General features: G+C 71.5%; 16 protein-coding genes. 2 read left to right on the top strand and 14 right to left on the bottom strand.

What is annotated here, in order from left to right:
• Nucleotides 1-170 precede the first annotated feature (170 nt).
• Together O7601_RS19755 and O7601_RS19760 are read left to right on the top strand one after the other, a co-directional pair.
• Nucleotides 171-2,498: a ribonucleoside-diphosphate reductase subunit alpha gene (locus O7601_RS19755; RefSeq protein WP_281566975.1), complete on the top strand. Its 2,328-nt coding sequence runs from the start codon at nucleotides 171-173 to the stop codon at nucleotides 2,496-2,498.
• Between the two features lie 35 nt (nucleotides 2,499-2,533).
• On the top strand, nucleotides 2,534-3,529 hold the full coding sequence (locus O7601_RS19760; RefSeq protein ID WP_281566976.1) for a ribonucleotide-diphosphate reductase subunit beta: 996 nt from the start codon (nucleotides 2,534-2,536) through the stop codon (nucleotides 3,527-3,529).
• A 173-nt stretch (nucleotides 3,530-3,702) separates the two neighbouring features.
• Here O7601_RS19760 and O7601_RS19765 read toward each other — a convergent pair whose 3' ends face one another.
• The 14 genes from O7601_RS19765 to O7601_RS19830 all read right to left on the bottom strand — a co-directional run bounded on the left by O7601_RS19765 (nucleotide 3,703) and on the right by O7601_RS19830 (nucleotide 16,866).
• Nucleotides 3,703-4,488 carry an ABC transporter ATP-binding protein gene (locus O7601_RS19765; RefSeq protein WP_281562578.1) on the bottom strand — a complete coding sequence of 262 codons (786 nt, stop codon included), beginning with the start codon at nucleotides 4,486-4,488 and terminating at the stop codon, nucleotides 3,703-3,705.
• Nucleotides 4,485-5,474, bottom strand: a complete 990-nt coding sequence (locus tag O7601_RS19770; RefSeq protein WP_281562579.1) for an ABC transporter substrate-binding protein — start codon at nucleotides 5,472-5,474, stop codon at nucleotides 4,485-4,487. The genes O7601_RS19765 and O7601_RS19770 overlap by 4 nt, the downstream gene beginning before the upstream one ends.
• 25 nt (nucleotides 5,475-5,499) lie before the next feature.
• A complete protein-coding gene (locus O7601_RS19775; protein ID WP_281562580.1) occupies nucleotides 5,500-6,597 on the bottom strand; it encodes an iron ABC transporter permease in 1,098 nt (365 codons plus the stop codon).
• A gap of 133 nt (nucleotides 6,598-6,730) precedes the next feature.
• Nucleotides 6,731-7,858, bottom strand: a complete 1,128-nt coding sequence (locus O7601_RS19780; RefSeq protein WP_281562581.1) for an alanine racemase — start codon at nucleotides 7,856-7,858, stop codon at nucleotides 6,731-6,733.
• Nucleotides 7,855-9,522: an IucA/IucC family protein gene (locus tag O7601_RS19785; protein WP_281562582.1), complete on the bottom strand. Its 1,668-nt coding sequence runs from the start codon at nucleotides 9,520-9,522 to the stop codon at nucleotides 7,855-7,857. Before O7601_RS19785 ends, O7601_RS19780 begins: the two co-directional genes overlap by 4 nt.
• Nucleotides 9,519-11,141, bottom strand: a complete 1,623-nt coding sequence (locus tag O7601_RS19790) for an IucA/IucC family siderophore biosynthesis protein (protein WP_281562583.1) — start codon at nucleotides 11,139-11,141, stop codon at nucleotides 9,519-9,521. The genes O7601_RS19785 and O7601_RS19790 overlap by 4 nt, the downstream gene beginning before the upstream one ends.
• Nucleotides 11,138-12,307, bottom strand: a complete 1,170-nt coding sequence (locus O7601_RS19795) for a siderophore biosynthesis protein (protein ID WP_281566977.1) — start codon at nucleotides 12,305-12,307, stop codon at nucleotides 11,138-11,140. Before O7601_RS19795 ends, O7601_RS19790 begins: the two co-directional genes overlap by 4 nt.
• A gap of 25 nt (nucleotides 12,308-12,332) precedes the next feature.
• The gene (locus tag O7601_RS19800; RefSeq protein ID WP_281562584.1) at nucleotides 12,333-13,046 is read right to left on the bottom strand and encodes a siderophore-interacting protein; all 714 of its coding nucleotides are present in this window, start codon (nucleotides 13,044-13,046) and stop codon (nucleotides 12,333-12,335) included.
• A 100-nt stretch (nucleotides 13,047-13,146) separates the two neighbouring features.
• Nucleotides 13,147-13,722 (bottom strand): GNAT family N-acetyltransferase, encoded by a 576-nt coding sequence (locus O7601_RS19805; protein WP_281562585.1) that lies wholly within the window; start codon nucleotides 13,720-13,722, stop codon nucleotides 13,147-13,149.
• A 31-nt stretch (nucleotides 13,723-13,753) separates the two neighbouring features.
• Nucleotides 13,754-14,164, bottom strand: coding sequence for a DUF1330 domain-containing protein (locus O7601_RS19810; RefSeq protein ID WP_281562586.1), 411 nt, complete (start codon nucleotides 14,162-14,164; stop codon nucleotides 13,754-13,756).
• A gap of 130 nt (nucleotides 14,165-14,294) precedes the next feature.
• A complete protein-coding gene (locus O7601_RS19815; RefSeq protein WP_281562587.1) occupies nucleotides 14,295-14,702 on the bottom strand; it encodes an arsenate reductase ArsC in 408 nt (135 codons plus the stop codon).
• A gap of 55 nt (nucleotides 14,703-14,757) precedes the next feature.
• Nucleotides 14,758-15,501, bottom strand: coding sequence for an MIP/aquaporin family protein (locus tag O7601_RS19820; protein ID WP_281562588.1), 744 nt, complete (start codon nucleotides 15,499-15,501; stop codon nucleotides 14,758-14,760).
• Nucleotides 15,502-15,523: 22 nt separating this feature from the next.
• Nucleotides 15,524-16,183: an arsenate reductase ArsC gene (locus O7601_RS19825; protein WP_348650207.1), complete on the bottom strand. Its 660-nt coding sequence runs from the start codon at nucleotides 16,181-16,183 to the stop codon at nucleotides 15,524-15,526.
• The gene (locus O7601_RS19830; RefSeq protein ID WP_281562589.1) at nucleotides 16,180-16,866 is read right to left on the bottom strand and encodes a helix-turn-helix domain-containing protein; all 687 of its coding nucleotides are present in this window, start codon (nucleotides 16,864-16,866) and stop codon (nucleotides 16,180-16,182) included. The genes O7601_RS19825 and O7601_RS19830 overlap by 4 nt, the downstream gene beginning before the upstream one ends.
• Nucleotides 16,867-16,871 lie beyond the last annotated feature (5 nt).

Consider the following 16,871-nt stretch of genomic DNA (forward strand, 5'->3'; position numbering starts at 1 on the left):
GCCGCGTGGGACGGCCGACGCCATGGACGGGCCGTGCCGCCTGCGCGGATCCCGTGGCGTCCTCCCGCGTGTCCGAGGCCCTCGGTAGACGGCGCGAGGAGAGAGACGTGACGGTCGTGCGGGAGAAGCCGGACTCCGACCCAGGTGTGTCGGAGCAGCGCCGGCAGGTGATGCAGGTCCGTAAGCGCAACGGGGACGCCGAGCCGGTTGACGTCAACAAGATCGTCCGTGCGGTGGAGCGGTGGGTGGCCGACCTGGACGAGGTCGATCCGCTGCGGGTGGCCACGAAGACCATCAGCGGACTGTACGACGGTGCCACCACCGCCGAGTTGGACAAGCTGTCTATCCAGACGGCCGCCGAGCTGATCGGTGCGGAGCCGCAGTACTCGAAGCTGGCGGCGCGGCTGCTGGCCGCGTACGTGGACAAGGAGGTCCGTGGGCAGCAGGTGGCCAGCTTCAGCCAGTCCATCCGGTACGCGCACGGCCTCGGGCTGATCGGGGACGCGACCGCCGCGTTCGTGGCCCGCAACGCGCGCAAGCTGGACGACGCGGTCGACCCGGACGGTGACCTGCGGTTCGAGTACTTCGGGCTGCGCACCGTCGCGGACCGGTACCTGCTGCGGCATCCGCAGACCCGCGAGGTGGTGGAGACGCCGCAGTACTGGCTGTTGCGGGTGGCCTGCGGGCTGTCGCAGACACCGGGTGAGGCGATCGGGTTCTACCGGTTGATGTCGAGTCTGGCGTACCTGCCGAGTTCACCGACGCTGTTCAACTCGGGCACCCGGCACACCCAGATGTCGTCGTGTTTCCTGGTGGACTCGCCGCGCGACGAACTCGACTCGATCTACGAGCGTTACCACCAGGTGGCGAAACTGTCGAAGTTCTCCGGCGGCATCGGCATCTCCTGGTCACGGGTCCGGGGACGCGGCGCGTTGATCCGGGGCACCAACGGCCGCTCCAACGGCATCGTGCCGTTCCTCAAAACCCTCGACGCCGGGGTGGCGGCGGTCAACCAGGGTGGCCGGCGCAAGGGCGCGGCCTGCGTGTACCTGGAGCCGTGGCACCCGGACATCGAGGAGTTCCTGGAGCTGCGGGACAACACCGGGGAGGAGTCCCGGCGTACCCACAACCTGAACCTGGCCAACTGGATTCCGGACGAGTTCATGCGGCGGGTCGAGGCCGACGGCGACTGGTCGCTGATCGACCCGTCGGACGCGCCGGAGCTGCCGGACCTGTTCGGCGAGGCGTTCGACGAGGCGTACCGGGCGGCGGAGAAGAAGGCCGTCCGGACGGTCAAGGCCCGCGATCTCTACGGCCGGATGATGCGTACGCTCGCGCAGACCGGCAACGGGTGGATGACGTTCAAGGACGCGGCGAACCGGCTGTCCAACCAGACCGGTGCGCCCGGCAACACGATCCACCTGTCGAACCTGTGCACGGAGATCCTGGAGGTCAACAGCGACACCGAGACGGCGGTGTGCAACCTGGGTTCGGTGAACCTGGGCGCGCACGTCACCGCCGACGGCGTGGACTGGGAGAAGCTGCGCGCGACGGTACGCACGGCTGTGGTGTTCCTCGACCGGGTGATCGACATCAACTACTACCCGGCCGAGCAGACGGCGGTGTCGAATCCGCGTTGGCGTCCGGTCGGGCTCGGGCTGATGGGTCTGCAGGACGCGTTGTTCACGCTGCGGCTGCCGTTCGACTCGGCGTCGGCGCGGGAGCTGTCCACCCGGGTGCAGGAGGAGATCTTCCTGACCGCGCTGGAGACGTCGGCCGGGCTGGCGGAGCGGTTCGGCCCGCATCCGGCGTACGCCGAAACCCGCGCCGCGAAGGGTGAGTTGCATCCCGACCTGTGGGGCGCGGAGGTGACGCAGGCGTCGCGGTGGACCGCGCTGCGGGAGCAGATCGCCCGCCACGGCCTGCGCAACTCGCTGCTGGTGGCGATCGCGCCGACCGCCACGATCGCGTCGATCGCCGGGTGCTACGAGTGCATCGAGCCGCAGGTGTCCAACCTGTTCAAGCGGGAGACGATGTCCGGCGAGTTCCTCCAAATCAACACGTACCTGGTCCGGGAGTTGAAGGCACGCGGACTGTGGACGGCGTCGATCCGGGAGCAGATCAAGCGGGCCGAGGGGTCGGTGCAGGGCATCGCCGAGCTGCCGGCGGAGGTGCGGGAGCTGTTCCGCACCGCGTGGGAGCTGCCGCAGCGGGCGCTCGTCGACCTGGCGGCCGCCCGCGCTCCGTTCATCGACCAGTCGCAGTCGCTGAACCTGTTCCTGAGCGCGCCGACCATCGGCAAGCTCTCCTCGATGTACCTGTACGCCTGGAAGGCCGGGCTGAAAACCACCTACTACCTGCGGTCGCGTCCGGCGACCCGGATCCAGCAGGCCACCGTCGCCGTCACCCCGACGGTCAAGCCGATCGTCGCGGTCAGCGACGACGAGGCGCTGGCCTGCTCCCTGGAAAACCCCGAGAGCTGCGAGGCGTGCCAGTGACCACTGTTTCCGAACCCGACACCGGCCAGCGACAGATGCTGCTCGACCCCGGCATGGACCTGACGCTGCGGCCCATGCGCTATCCGCAGTTCTTCGACAGGTTCAAGGACGCCATCAAGAACACCTGGACCGTCGAGGAGGTCGACCTGCACTCAGACCTCGCCGACCTGGCCAAGCTGTCCCCGGCGGAGCAGCACCTGGTGTCCCGACTGGTCGCGTTCTTCGCCACCGGCGACACCATCGTCGCCAACAACCTCGTGCTCAACCTCTACCAGCACGTCAACTCGCCGGAGGGACGGCTCTACCTGTCCCGGCAGCTGTTCGAGGAGGCGGTGCACGTCCAGTTCTACCTGAACCTCCTGGACACCTACGTGCCGGACGAGCGGGAACGGTTCGCGGCGTTCGCGGCGGTGGAGAACATCCCGTCGATCGCCCGCAAGGCCGAGTTCTGCTTCAAATGGATCGACTCCATCTTTGAGCTGCGGGAGTTGAGGACCCGCGAGGACCGGCGGTCGTTCCTGCTGAACCTGATCTGCTTCGCCGCCTGCATCGAGGGACTGTTCTTCTACGGCGCCTTCGCCTACGTGTACTTCCTCCGGTCCCGGGGCCTGCTGCACGGCCTTGCCTCGGGTACCAACTGGGTGTTCCGGGACGAGTCGATGCACATGGCGTTCGCCTTCGACGTGGTCGACACCGTACGCGCCGAGGAGCCGGACCTCTTCGACGCCGAGATGGAGCAGCAGGTCCGGGACATGCTGGCCGAGGCCGTCGAGTGCGAGGTGCAGTTCGCCGCCGACCTGCTCGAACAGGGCGTGTCCGGGCTGTCCCTGGCCGACATGCGCGAATATCTCCAGCACGTCGCCGACCGCCGGCTGGCACAGTTGGAGATCGAACCGCTGTACGGGTCGAAGAATCCGTTCGCCTTCATGGAGTTGCAGGACGTGCAGGAGCTGTCCAACTTCTTCGAACGGCGGGTGTCGGCCTATCAGGTCGGAGTCACCGGCACTGTCGCCTTCGACGACGACTTCTGACGGCGGTCACATCCGCTGACCGGGTCCGGCTCGGCGCTGATCGTGTCGATCATCGCCGGGCCGCCCCGGCCCGCAGGTCGTCTCAGACCCGGCCGGCGACCAGGCCCGGGTGTCGGCGTTCCTGTTTGCTCGTGGCGGCACGCTCACTCATGCCGGCACTCCGCTTCGCTCGCTCATGCGGCGGTCCTTTCGACGGCGGGCTGGTCGGTCGGGTGGTACAGCAGGTGGATGGTGCCGTCGAGGTCGAGGCGCTGGATGCCGATGGCGTAGACGGATTCGAGCACGGCGGGGTCGAGGACCTCCTCGGTGCTGCCGGCCGCGGCGATCCCGCCCCGGCCGAGCAGCACCAGGTCGTCGCAGTAGCGGGCGGCGAGGTTCAGATCGTGCAGCACGACGACGGCACAGGTGCCGAGGTCGCGTACCAGCCGCAGGATCTCGTGCTGGTAGCGGATGTCGAGATGGTTGGTCGGCTCGTCGAGCAGCAGGTGGGTGGCCTGCTGGGCCAGTGCCCGGGCGATGAGCACCCGCTGGCGTTCGCCGCCGGAGAGGCCGGCGAACGCCCGTGACCCCAGGTGGGCGGCGCCGACCCGGCGTAGGCACTCCGCCGCGATCTCGTGATCCGCCCGCCCGGTGCGCTGGAAGGTGTTCAGGTGCGGGCCGCGGCCCAGCAGCACCAACTCGGCCACGGTGAGGGCGGTCTCGCCGCCGGTCTCCTGAACCACCACGGCCAGCCGGCGCGCCGCCTCCCGTGGCGGCAGCGTGGCCAGGTCGTCACCGTCCACGGCGACCCGTCCGGTGCCGCTGCGCAGCGCGCCGTAGAGCAGCCGCAGCAGGGTGGTCTTGCCGCTGCCGTTGGGGCCGATCAGGCCGAGGACCCGGCCGGGTCGCGCGGTCACGCTTACCCCGTCGATCACCGGGTTGGCGCCGTAGCGCCAGGAAACCTGGGTCGCCTGGATCACGAGTCGGCCCCGAACCGCTGCACGATCCGCTCCAGGCCGTCGATCGACAGCGGGGTGGGCGGCTCGGTGAAGTTGAACAGCTGGGTCATCACGTTGCCGGCACGGACCGCGTTGAGCTTCTCGGCCCCGGGAAGACCGGTCAGGCCCTGCTCGACCGCGGCGGGATCGCCGTCGCTGTAGAGCAGGATCAGCACGTCGGGGTTACGGCCGAGCAGTTCCTCGACGGTGACCTCGAAGACCCGTTCCGGTGTGTCGCCGAAGACGTTGCGGAAGCCGGCCGCCGCCAGCTGTGGGTGGGCCATGCTGGCGGCGCCGTACGCGTACGTGGTGCCGCCGCCGACGGTCGGATACAGCACGGCGGCGGTACGACCGGAGGCCGCGCCCGCTGCGGCCTGGACCGTGGTCATCCGGTCCTTGAGCGCGCCTACCGCCGTGGCCGCCTGCGCCTCGCGGCCGAACACCCGACCGTAGGTCTCCAGCTGCCGGTAGATGTCGTCGAAGCTGGGGGTGGCGGTGTTGTCCGGGCACATGGCCGGCTCCTCCAGCAGCGGGATGTCCACGGCCGAGAGGGTGTCGCGGGACAGGTTGTCGACCTCACCGAGCACCAGGTCGGGCTCCTGGCTGATCACCACCTCCTTGGAGATCTGGAGGTGCCCGCTGGTGTCGGTCTTGTCGGTCAGCAGGGGGATGCGGTCCAGTTCGGCGAGGGTCTCGGCGTCGTAGTACTCGCGGGGGTACTGCCCGGCCCGGGCGGTGACCCGGTCCAGCACGCCGAGCGCGTGCAGGTACGGCACGGCGGCGCTCTTGAGCAGGACGACCCGCTCCGGCGCGGCGTCTAAGGTCACCTCGACGCCGCAGTTGGTGACGGTGACCGGGTACCCCGGACCGGTCGCCGTCGGCTCGTCGGCGGCGGAACCGCCGCAGCCGGCGACCAGCAGCGCGAGAGTGGACGTGGCCGCGGTGACGGCGACACGGGTTGCCTTCATCGGTGCTCCTCGGCTCATCGGGCGCTCAGGCGCCGGTGGCGTGCAGACGACGGATCAGGACCAGCAGGAAGGGGGCGCCGAGCAGGGCGGTGATGATGCCGATCGGGATCTCCTGGGGGGCCAGCAGCACCCGGGCCAGCACATCCGCCCAGACCAGCAGGATGGCGCCGAGCAGCGCGGCGACCGGCACCACGCGGACGTGTGGCGCGCCGACGATGCGGCGGGCCAGGTGCGGCACGACGAGGCCGACGAAGCCGATGCTGCCGGCGGCGGAGACCAGCACGCCGACACTGAGCGACACCAGCACGAGCAGCCGCAGGCGGAACCGGTCGGGCGACACGCCGAGCGTCTGCGCGGTCTCGTCACCGATGGCCAGCACGTCGAGCCGTCGTCCGACGATGGTCAGGTAGCCGATCATGCCGCAGAGCACGACCGCGGCGACCAGCAGCAGGGCGTTCCACCGCGCCAGCCCGAGGGAGCCGAGGAGCCAGAACATCACCGAGCGGGCTCCCTCGGCGGACCCCGAGGCGAAGATCAGGAAGCTGGTGGTGGCGTAGAGGGCGTAGCCGACGGCGACGCCGGACAGCAGCAGCCGGATCGAGGTCACCCGTCCGCCGCTGCGGGCGATCAGGAAGACCAGCAGCGACGCGCCGAGCGCGCCGAGGAAGGCGCTGCTGGACAGGGCGTACTGCCCGAAGCCGGCGCCCGCGCCGAACAGGATCGCGGCGGCGGCCCCGCTGGATGCGCCGGAGTTGATCCCGAGCAGGTACGGGTCGGCGAGCACGTTGCGCACCATGGCCTGCAACGCCACCCCGCAGGCGGCCAGCCCGGCACCGACGAGCATGCCGAGCAGCACCCGGGGCAGCCGAACCTGCCAGACGATCGCCTCCTGCGGCGGCGTCCAGGTCACCTCGCCGGGCAGGCCGACGAGGTGATGCCCGATGATCCGCGCCACCGCCGCCGGCGGGATGCCGATCGCGCCGGACCCGACCGCGGCCACCCCGGTGAGGACCAGCGCGACGGTCAGCGCGACCAGCCAGATCCCGGTACGGCGGCGCTGCGCCGCGAGACCGAGCAGGTCCGGCCGGCTCTCGGGCTGGGCGGTGGCGGTCACCTCGCCCATCTGCACTCCCCTTGCTCTTGCAAAGATTTGGCAGGAAGCTACCAGCAAGATCAGGGCAGCGGAAAGCGGATGAGTCGTTGTTCACCACGTGATCGCCTCGCGACCTGCGACGTCGTCGCCGGAACGCGGCCCGCTAGCGGCCCCATCCACGGGCCACAGCGAGCGGGTCACCGGTCGTGAAGTCGGGCGGATCGTGCATGAGGAAGTCGCGGTGGCTGATGTTCCACGCGTAGGCGCCGGCCATCCCGAACACGAGGAGGTCCCCGACGGCGATCGGGTCGCTGTCGGCGTCGCGGGCCAGCACGTCCTTGGGCGTGCAGAGCTGGCCGACGACGCTGACCGGGCCACCGTCGGTACGCGGCCCGTCGCCGCCCCGGGGCACCACCGTGTACGGCTGCGAGTGCCCCTTGGCCGCCGGAGTCCGCAGGTGGTGGGTGCCGCCGGCCACGATCACGAACCACTGGCCGTGGGACCGCTTCACGTCGATCACCTCGGTGACGTACGACCCGCAGTAGACCGCCACGGCGCGGCCGGGCTCGATCCGGAGCCGAACTCCCGGGTAGGCGTCCGACACCTCGCCGAGCAGCCGACCGTAGCTCGGCCAGTCGAAGCGGTGCTCCGGGCGGCGGTAGTCGACGGCCATGCCGCCGCCGACGTTGACCTCCTCGGCGCGTACCCGCCGCACCGCCCAGTCGGTCACCTCGCGCGCCACCCCGGCGGCGGTCGTCGCGTCGAGCCCGCTGGCCAGGTGGGCGTGCACGCCACGGACCCGGACCCCGTCCGGCGGGTCGGCCGCGAGCCGGACCGCCTCCGCCGGGTCCATGCCGAACGGGCTCGCCTGTCCGCCCATCACCAGGACCGCGCCCGGCGTCGCGACCGGCAGGTTCACCCGCAGCAGCACATCGACGGTACGCCCGGCGGCCCACGCCAGGGCGGCCAGCCGGTGCAGTTCGGCGACGGACTCGACGTGTACCCGGTGCACGTCGGCGGCCAGCGCCGCCGAAAGATCCGCGTCGGTCTTGCCCGGCCCGGCGAAGGCGGCCACCCGCCGCCCGGGCAGCACACCCGCGAGGTGCCGCAGTTCGCCCCGGCTGGCCGCCTCGAAACCGTCGACCGTGGCCGCCAGGGTGCGCAGCATCCCCGGGTCGGGATTGGCCTTGACCGCGTAGAGCAGCTCGACCCGTTCCGGCAGGGCCGCCCGGACGGCAGCCGCGTGCGTGGCCAGGGCGGCGAGATCGTAGACGTACGTCGGTCGGGTCATTCGGCACCGCCGAGCGGGTTGGGCACCTCGACGTAGGTCGCCTGCTGGTCGGCGGCCCGGTGCCAGCGGACCAACAGGTTCGCCTTCGCGGCGAGCGGAGCGCCGTGCAGCAGCGGGGTCAGCTCGGCCGGCTCACCCAGCTGCGCGTACGCCGTCTCGACGGCTCGCCGGACCGTCTGCCACAGCCGTGGCTCGGTGCCGGGGTGGCCGTCGGCGAGCGCACCGGCGAGACCGGCGAGATGGTTGACGAACAGGCAGTAGACGACGCGCCGGGCCGCCTGTGCGGAGGTGTAGGCGGCCTGCCGGGGAACCCGATCGGGCCAAACGGCCAACCGTCCGAGATCGAGCTTCAGCCCTTCGAGGTCACGCAGGATCAGGCGGACCGGGCGACCATCCGGATCCAGCACCACCAGCACGTTCTGCAGGTGGGCCTCATGGACCACGCCGTGGCCGAGCCACAGGCGCAGCACTGCGGGCACCAGCAGCTCGACGTAGGCCCGCCACCAGTCGAACGGGTCCGGCACGGTCAGCGGCGCGTTGGCCAGTGCCGCCGCCAACACCACCCGTTCGCCCGGCCGCAGATGCTCGCGTACCCCGGTCCGCAGGATGGTGCCGTACGCCTCGTCCGCCCCGGGCAGGTCGACGGTCCGGTAGCCGGGCTCCCGCAGCAATCCGACCCGCGCGGGAAGCGGCACACCGGACAGGAACCGGGTCAACGCCACCGCTCCGGTCAACTCGTAGCGGGCGTTCTTGCGCAGGCAGTTGGTGATGCGTACGTGCAGGCTGGTCTTGAGGAACAGGTCGACCGAGGGGGCGTAGAGCGTACGGACGCTCGCGGTCGGGCGGACCGGTACGCCGGCCGGGCCGAGCCGGCGCAACCTCGGATCGGTAGGTGGCATCAGGTCCAACTGCCACGGGTGCACCGGCAGCAGGTGGTGACCGGGTGGCGCGTCCGGCGGATCCAGCGGCGCGATCAGCTCGTCGACCGGCCCGTCGCCCGCCACCAGGTCGGCGGGCACGGCGAGCCAGTCCAGCCGGAAGGTGCTGCGCAGCTCCGGGGCGTAGCGACGCCAGCTCGCCGGATCACCACTGCGCCACTTCGGACTGGGGTGATGCGGGTGGCCGTGTACGAGGGACTGTTCGGAGTCGACATAGCTGTCGACCGCCGGGTCCCCGGTCGGGGTGGGGTCGCTGGACGGGCGTTGCCGCAACAGGGTGGCCAACGCGTTCCGGCTACCGAGCACCTGTTCGACGAACTCGTCGTTAGGCAGCGCGGTGCGGGCGGTCAGCTCGGCGGCGAGCAACCGGGCGAGCTGTGCGCCGTCGACCGGCACGTCGGCGTCCGCCGAGCCGTCGCCCAGCCTGTCGGCGGCCGGCGGATCCGGCACGGCCGGGTGGTGGTGGGCGACCGGTGTCGCCGCTGGCCGGCAGTGGACCGGGCCGACGTAGCGGTGCGCCAGCACGGGGGAGAGCCGGGCCAGCCGGCAGGAGAGCGTCAGCCCCAGGTGCGGCAACCGGATCCGGAGCTGCCCGCCCACGGTCTCGGCCGCACCGTCGGGCGCGGCCACCTCCCGCAGGTAGCAGGAGAGCAGGGTGTGCGTGGTGGCCAGATCGGCGGCGCGTTCCGCCGGCCCGGCGGTGGCCTCGGCGGTCTGCGGCGTCACGCGGCGTTCCGCAGGTAGTTGGGTCCGGTGCGGTGGTAGAACTTGTTCACGTCGGTGCAGCCGATCCGCTGCTTGGGCAGCAGCGTGCCGGCGGTCAGCATCGCCTTGACCGGCAACCGGTCGGCGGCCAGGACGCGGTCGGCCAGCTCTCGTGCGGCGGGTGTGTCACCCCACCGGTCGCGGGCGGCGCGCAGCCGGGGCGCGAGGGCCTCGGCCGGTGAGGGCACGGCGACCCCCTGGTCCGCCAGGGCCAGCAGGGGGGCCGCCGCCGCCAGGTGAAGGGTGATCGTGACGAACATGTCGGCCAGCTCCCCGGGATGGCGGATCCACATCCGCTGATCGCGCAGTCGGACCGTGCCCGCGTGCCGGGGGTCCAGCCGGGCGCCGTCGTTGTCCTTGTACAACAGCCGGAGCGAACCGTCGGACGGTAGGACCAGATGGATGTTCTGCGGATGTGCTTCCAACGCCACTCCGTACCGTAACCACAGGCACACGTGCCAGTCGAGCAGGAGATCCAGATAGGACCCGAGGAGGCGAGTCGGGTCGGCACCGCCGATCCGCTGGGCGACAGTGCCGGCGGTGGGATCCGCCGCGGCGAGCGCGGCCACCGGTACCACGGTCGCCCGCTCCAGCCCGGCGGGTAGCCGGCGCAGCACAAAGGACCGCAGCTCGTCGTCGTCGCAGTGACCGAAGACGCTCTCGTCGGCGTGTGTGATCCGGTCGGCGAAGCGCGGCTGCTCCGCGGCGATGCGGTCGAGCAGCGCGGCCACCGCCGCGCCGTCGGAGAGCGCGTCCGGTGCGAGGGTACGGCGGTTGCGGGCACCCAGAGTCGCGGTCGGCAGCGGCAGTTTCAGGTGGGTCGTCGGATCGCTGTCCAGGGCGACGGTACGCATCGACAGGGTGGGTCGCACGGTGATCTCCGGTACGTCGAGCACCGGCAGGCCCGACCGGTCGGCGGTCAGCGGGTGCACCGGCAGCAGCACCTCCCCGTTCTGGCGTGGCGTCGGCCACCAGGCGGGCAGCCGCCCGTTGAGCCGCAGGGCCCGGGCCGGTACGGGCAGCCAACGCAGGGCGAACGTGGGGGCGTGCTCGGGTGCGTACCGGAGCAGCTCGGTCTCGTCCAGGCCGTGCCGGCACCGGTCGGTGGGGTAGACGGCATGGCCGGCGTGGGCGGCGAGCACGTCGTCGAGGAGCGCGCCGCCGAAGCCGGTGAGCGGGTCGACCCGGGCGGCGGCGATCCGGGCGTACGTGTCGGGCCGGGTGGTCTCGGCCAGCCGGCGGGCGAGCAGGTCCTGCCGGCATTCGTCGGTGAAGGCGCGCCACCCCTGCTCGGCCTCGACGTCGTCGTACGGCGCGAGCAGCTCCAACAGGCCCGCCAGCGTGTCCACCCGGTGTGGCGCCCGACCGGGCGGGTGCACGTGCAGTTCGGCGTGGGCGAGGCGGACGGCGTGTTGGAAGCCGTCGGGACGGACCGGAAGGCGTAATCGGCCGGCGCGGTGCGGTGCCTGCCACCAGCCGGGGCCGTCGGGGCCGCCGCCGCTGCTCAGGCCGAGGTGGTCCTCGCGCAGCAGGGCGTCCAGCACCCGGCGGAACAGCTGCTGCTCCACCGGATCGGTCACGTGTCGATCACCCAGTCCAGTCCGGCGCGGAACTCGACGAGCGCGCGGCGCACCACGGCCGGATCCGACCCGATGGCGTGCAGGACGGCCAGGTAGTCGCGGTTGGTGCCGGTGTGCTCGGCGGTGGTCCCGATCGGCCGCAGCGGGCGGCAGCCGAGCCGGACCCCGTCGCGTACCGCGTCGATCGGACCGGGGGCGGCGACGAGGGTGCCGCCGCGCTCGGCGCAGACGTACTCCACCCGGGCGGTCTGTTCGATCGCGGCCGGGTCGGGCAGACCGAGGTCGGCGACGGATTCGCCGAGGTGCAGCCGGATGACGTACTCGAACAGCGGCACGTCGAGCAGCTCGGCCAGGATGAGATCCATCCGGTCACCGATCAACCGGTCGTTGACCTCGATGAGCCGAGGTCGCTCCCGGTGCATGACGAACTCGGTGTGGCAGGGGCCGAACCGTACCCCGAGCGCGTCCAGCTGAGCCCGCAGCCGCTCGGCCGTCGCCGGAGTTGCCGGTGCCCATTCCAGGCACAGCTCGGTGAAGGTGGGCGGCGGGCCGAGCGTGGTACGCCAGCCACCGAGCACGGCCAGCGTCCCGGCGTCTCCGAGGGTGTCGTGGGTGCGGACCTCGCCCGGCAGGTACTCCTCCACCACCAGTGCCGCGTCCGGTCGGCGACGGCGGATCTCGGTCACCCGCCGGGCCAGCTCGTCCGCGTCGGTGACCAGGTAGGCGTCCTCGCTGGCGACGCCGTCACGCGGCTTGACCACAGCGGGGAAGACGTCGGACGTCGGTGGCTGCCCCGGCGCGAGGCGCTGGGCGTGGACCACGTCGAGACCGGCGTCGGCGACGGCCTGCCGGGTGGCGGCCTTGTCCTTGCAGCGTCGCGCCGACTCGGGATCCTTACCGGGCAGGCCGAGACGACGGGCGGCGAGCGCCGTCGGGGCCTGTAGGTGATCGCTGTTGGAGAAGAGTCCCACCGCGGCTGGCCCGTTCCGGACCACCTCGGTGACAGCCTGGGGGTCCCGCACCGGGCAGCTCCGCGTCGGCACCGTCGTGGGCCAGTCGTCGGGCCGGTCGGTCAGCACGGTGACCGGCACGCCGAGCGTGTCGGCGGCCGGCAGCAGGCCGTCCAGCACGGAGTCGGTCGGATTGAGAGCGGTCAGGTACAGCATCACGAGCCGGCTCGGTGATGAGCCGTCACCGAGCGCGCCAGTAGGCCAGCGCCGCCACCTGCTCCTTGCCGACGCCCAGCCCTCGCCGCAGGTGTTTGACGATGCTGCGGGTGCTGGCCGCCTCGCAGGCCACCCAGTACAGGCCGTCCTCCTGAGCGGCGGTCAGGGCGGTGGTGACGGTGTCCACCAGGTGTTGGCCCTCGTCGCGGCGTGGCACCCACACCACCTCGTCGTGTGGCCGGGTACGCAGCGGCAGGTTCCGCTCGCCATCGTGGGCGTACTCGAGCCAGATGCTGGCCGACACCGGCCCGGCGGCGTCGAGCAGGCTGTTGACCGCGGGCAGGGACGCCGCGTCGCCGATCAGGTAGAGCCGGCCGGGCGCCGGTTCGGGGAGCGTGAAGGAGCTGCCCTGCACGGTCGCCTCGATGGTGTCTCCGGGCCGTGCTGTCGTGGCCCAGCGCGCCGCGCAGCCGTCGTGCAGGGCGAACACGAGCTGGAAGCGCCCGCTGTCCGCGTCCGGGTCGACAAGGGTGTACGCCCGTTGGTGGGGTCGACCCTCGTTGTCGAACCACAGCCGGATCCACATGGTGGGGTGCACACCGCAGGTACGCAGCAGGTCGCCCCCGTCGACGAGCAGCCGCTGGTAGCGGTCTCCGACGGGTTCGTTCTCCAGGACGGTCAGCTCAAAGTTCCGGCCCCCGAACGCCTTGAGTACGAGGGCTTCCCAGTTGCGTTTCACACGGTTCTCCACTGTGGATGCGGTTCGGGTGACGAAGAGCCTGCCGACCCTCGATGGCACGTCCCTGGGCGACTGCCGACGGGCGGGCGTGGGCGTCGGCTCAGGGCCGGTTGGCCAGTGGCAGTGCCCGCACCAACATCCGGTGCGAGCGCCAGCCGGGGAACGGCACGAGGTCGCCGACGTGGTCGAACCCGGTTCGTTGCAGCGCGTGCCACACCCGGGTGTTGGTCTCGGCGACGGCGAGTGACACCCGCTCCTCGCGCCGTCGGGCCAGCAACTCGACCGTCATCCGGAACCCGAGACGGTGGCGGCGGTACTCGGGCAGCACGAACGCCTCGCAGACCGCGAAGGTGCGGCCCGGCCACTCGACCGCCAGGTCGGGATCCTTGACGGAGGTCAGGTCACGCCACCAGAGGGTCTCCGGTGGTAGCGGGCAACCCATGACCGTCCCCACGAGCCGGCCGTCGACGTACCCGAGCGCCGCCTCGAAACCGGGGGCCTCGGCGGTCCACCAGAGGCGTTCCTCCACCGTCGGCACGGTGTGGTCGACCAGGTGCAGGTCGGCGGCGTGCACGCGGCGGTAGACCTCGGCCAGCGCCGGGATGTCGACCTGGTCGGTGGTGACGACGGCACTGTCCAGACCGTCGATCGCCTCGGACGCGGTGAGCGACGACATTGAACTCCTCCCGAACTTTGGTTAGGCATACCTAACCAGCCGGTCGGCGTTCGGGCAAGTCTCCGTGTCGTGGCGTCCGTCCCCACGGGCGGGTGGGTTGCAGCACGGCCTCGCGCAGCGCCTCCCGCCGCAGGTGGGCGATCCGCTGGTACGCGGGATCGGCGATCATCTGACTGAACGCCCGGCGGGTCGGATAGCGCACCAGCAGGACCGCGTCCCACTGCTGACCCGCCGCGGCGATGAGGGCGTCGTCACCGTCGCCGGCGTAGACGACCTCGACTCCGTAGTGCGGCGCGACGGTCGTGGCGAAAGCCTTCGCGTACTGCTGGTACCGCGCGCGGCCGCCGTCGGCGAACCGCAGCAGATTGAGCATGACCACCGGTTCGTCAGGTCCGGCGGCGAGAAACCCGGGGGGAAGCTCGCCGTGTGGGTCCGCCGTCATCGTTGCCTCCGATCTCGGGACTGGAAGCAGTATTCCGGCATCGAGGTCAGGCCCGTCAACGAAAAGGCAGTGGGATTTTGCACTCACGGTGCATGCTTCTGACTGCGCCCGTCCGGGCGCGCGGCAGGCGTCAGCCGGCTGTCCGCAGGTCGGCCAGCAGCCTCTCGACCCGGGTACGGATCTCGTCGCGGATCGGGCGGACCGCCGCCACGCCCTTGCCGGCCGGGTCATCGAGCTTCCAGTCCTCGTAGCGCTTGCCGGGGAACACCGGGCAGGCATCACCGCAACCCATGGTGACGATGACGTCGGAGGACTCCGCGGTGGCGTACTCAAGGAGCTTGGGGGTCTGGTCGGTGATGTCGATGCCCACCTCGCGCATGGCCGCCACGGCTGCCGGGTTTATCGTCTCGGCGGGCGCGGAGCCGGCGGAGCGGACCTCGACGGCGTCACCGGCGAGGTGGCGCAGCCAGCCGGCGGCCATCTGGGAACGGCCGGCATTGTGTACGCAGACGAACAGGACGCTGGGCTTGTCGGTCACGAGGTGCCTTTCTGCGGTGCGGGGGTCGTGGCTGGCGGTCTGCCGTGCGTGGAGGTCATGGGTGTCGGCTCGGGGTCGCCTGGTCGTCGGCCGGCACGACCACCTGGTCGGCGGCGGCACCGGCGTCCGGGTAGAGGGCCGCCAGTAGGCCGACACCGACGGCGAGACCGACGACCTGTGCCACCACGAAGCCCGGTACGGAGGCCGGGGCGATGCCGGCGAAGGTGTCGGTGAACGCCCGGCCGACCGTGACGGCGGGGTTGGCGAACGACGTGGACGAGGTGAACCAGTAGGCGGCCCCGATGTAGGCGCCCACGGCGGCCGGCGCCACGGTGGCGCGGCCGGACCGGGCCAGCGCGAAGATCAGCAGGACCAGTCCGGCGGTGGCGACGACCTCACCGAGCCACAGATTGCCACCGCCGCGCTCCCGGACAGAGAGGCTGACCGCGCCCAGGCCGAACATCAGGTTGGCCAGCACCGACCCCGCGACGGCCCCGGTCACCTGCGCCGCGACGTAGCCGGCGAGCTCCCGGGGGGAGAGGCCGGCGCCCGAGCGGCGGCCGAGCAGCCAGTCGGCGGCGGAGACGACCGGATTGAAATGAGCGCCGGAGACCGGCCCGAACATCAGAATCAGTACGCCGAGGGCGAAGGCCGTGGCGATCGAGTTCTGGAGCAGTTGCAGGCCGACGTCGTCCGGGGACAGGTCGGTGGCCATGACGCCGGAGCCGACCACGGCGGTGACCAGCAGGGCGGTGCCGGTGAACTCGGCCAGCAGACGCCGCGAAAGTGCGATGGTCATCGGTTGTGCTTCTCCTCGATGGCTATCGGGTGGGAACGTTCAACTCGTCGAGGAGTCGCCGTACCCGCCGCTCGATCTCGTCGCGGATCGGCCGGACGTCGTCGACGTCGAGGCCGGCAGGGTCGGCAAGGTCCCAGTTCTCGTAGCGGGTGCCGGGGAAGACCGGGCAGGCGTCGCCGCAGCCCATGGTGACCACCACATCGGCGGCGCGGACCACCTCGTCGGTCCAGGGCTTGGGGAACTCGTCGGAGATGTCGATACCGCGTTCGGCCATGGCCGCCACGGCGGCGGGATTGATCTCGGTGCCCGGTTCGCTGCCACCGGACCAGGCCACGGCCCGATCGCCGGCCAGGTGGGTGAGAAACCCGAGGGCGATCTGCGAGCGGCCGGCGTTGTGGGTGCACAGGAACAGGACGACGGGCCGGCCGTCACGGTGATGGCCTTCGACGCGGGCCAGTGCCTGTAGCCGCTGGCGGGCGAAGCGTTCGGCGAGCAGGGGCAGGTAGTGGGGGATCCGACCGTCGACGGCGAACTGGTCGTAGCTGCTGTGCAGGAAACGTTCGATCGTCTCGGTGCCGTACGTGCCGTGGAACTCGTCGGCGAGGCGGGTTGCGGCCGTACGCAGGGCCAGACGTTGATCGATCGAGAGGTCTGGGCGGGGACTGCGGGCGAGGTGGGTCATCGTGGGTCTCCGGGTAGGACGGCGGGAGCGAGCCGGGCGACCCGGTCGGCGAGGTCGGTGTAGGCGGACTCGAACGCCTCGTCGGTGTCCACCCGGACCGGGTCGGGCACCGACCAGTGCAGCCGGGGGCGTAGCTGGTCGGTCAGTCCCTCGTGGGCGTTGTCGCAGACGGCGATGACGAGGTCGTCGCTGCGCACGATGTCGGCGACGTGGGCGGTGCCGGTGGGGTCGAGGTCGAGCTGGTGGCGGTGGGCCACGGCGACCGCGCGGGGGTGGACCCGGGCCGCCGGTTGGGTGCCGGCCGAGGCGGCGGCACCACGGGTGCGGTGCCGCCACAGCGCGGCGGCCAGCTGCGAGCGGGCCGAGTTGTGGGTGCAGACGAAGACCACCCGACCGACCCCGGTCAGCCGGGGGGTGGCGAGGGCGGCGAGTGTTTCGGGGCGCAACTGGAGGTAGGTGCGCCGCCGGTCGCCCTCGGAACGGACCTTCACCACCAGGCCGGCCTGGGTGAGGACCTTGACGTGATGGGCGACCAGGTTGGTCGGCATGGCGAGCCGGTCGGCGATTTCGCCGGGCGAGGCGTCACCGAGGGTGAGCGCGTCCACGATCGCCAGGCGCGCCGGGTCGCCGAGTGCCGCGTGGGTACGCGCCCGCGCCGCCAGCGAAAAAAGCTCAACCTGCATAGACT

The organism is Verrucosispora sp. WMMD573 (genome assembly GCF_027497175.1).
In the GTDB taxonomy this organism is placed as follows: domain Bacteria; phylum Actinomycetota; class Actinomycetes; order Mycobacteriales; family Micromonosporaceae; genus Micromonospora.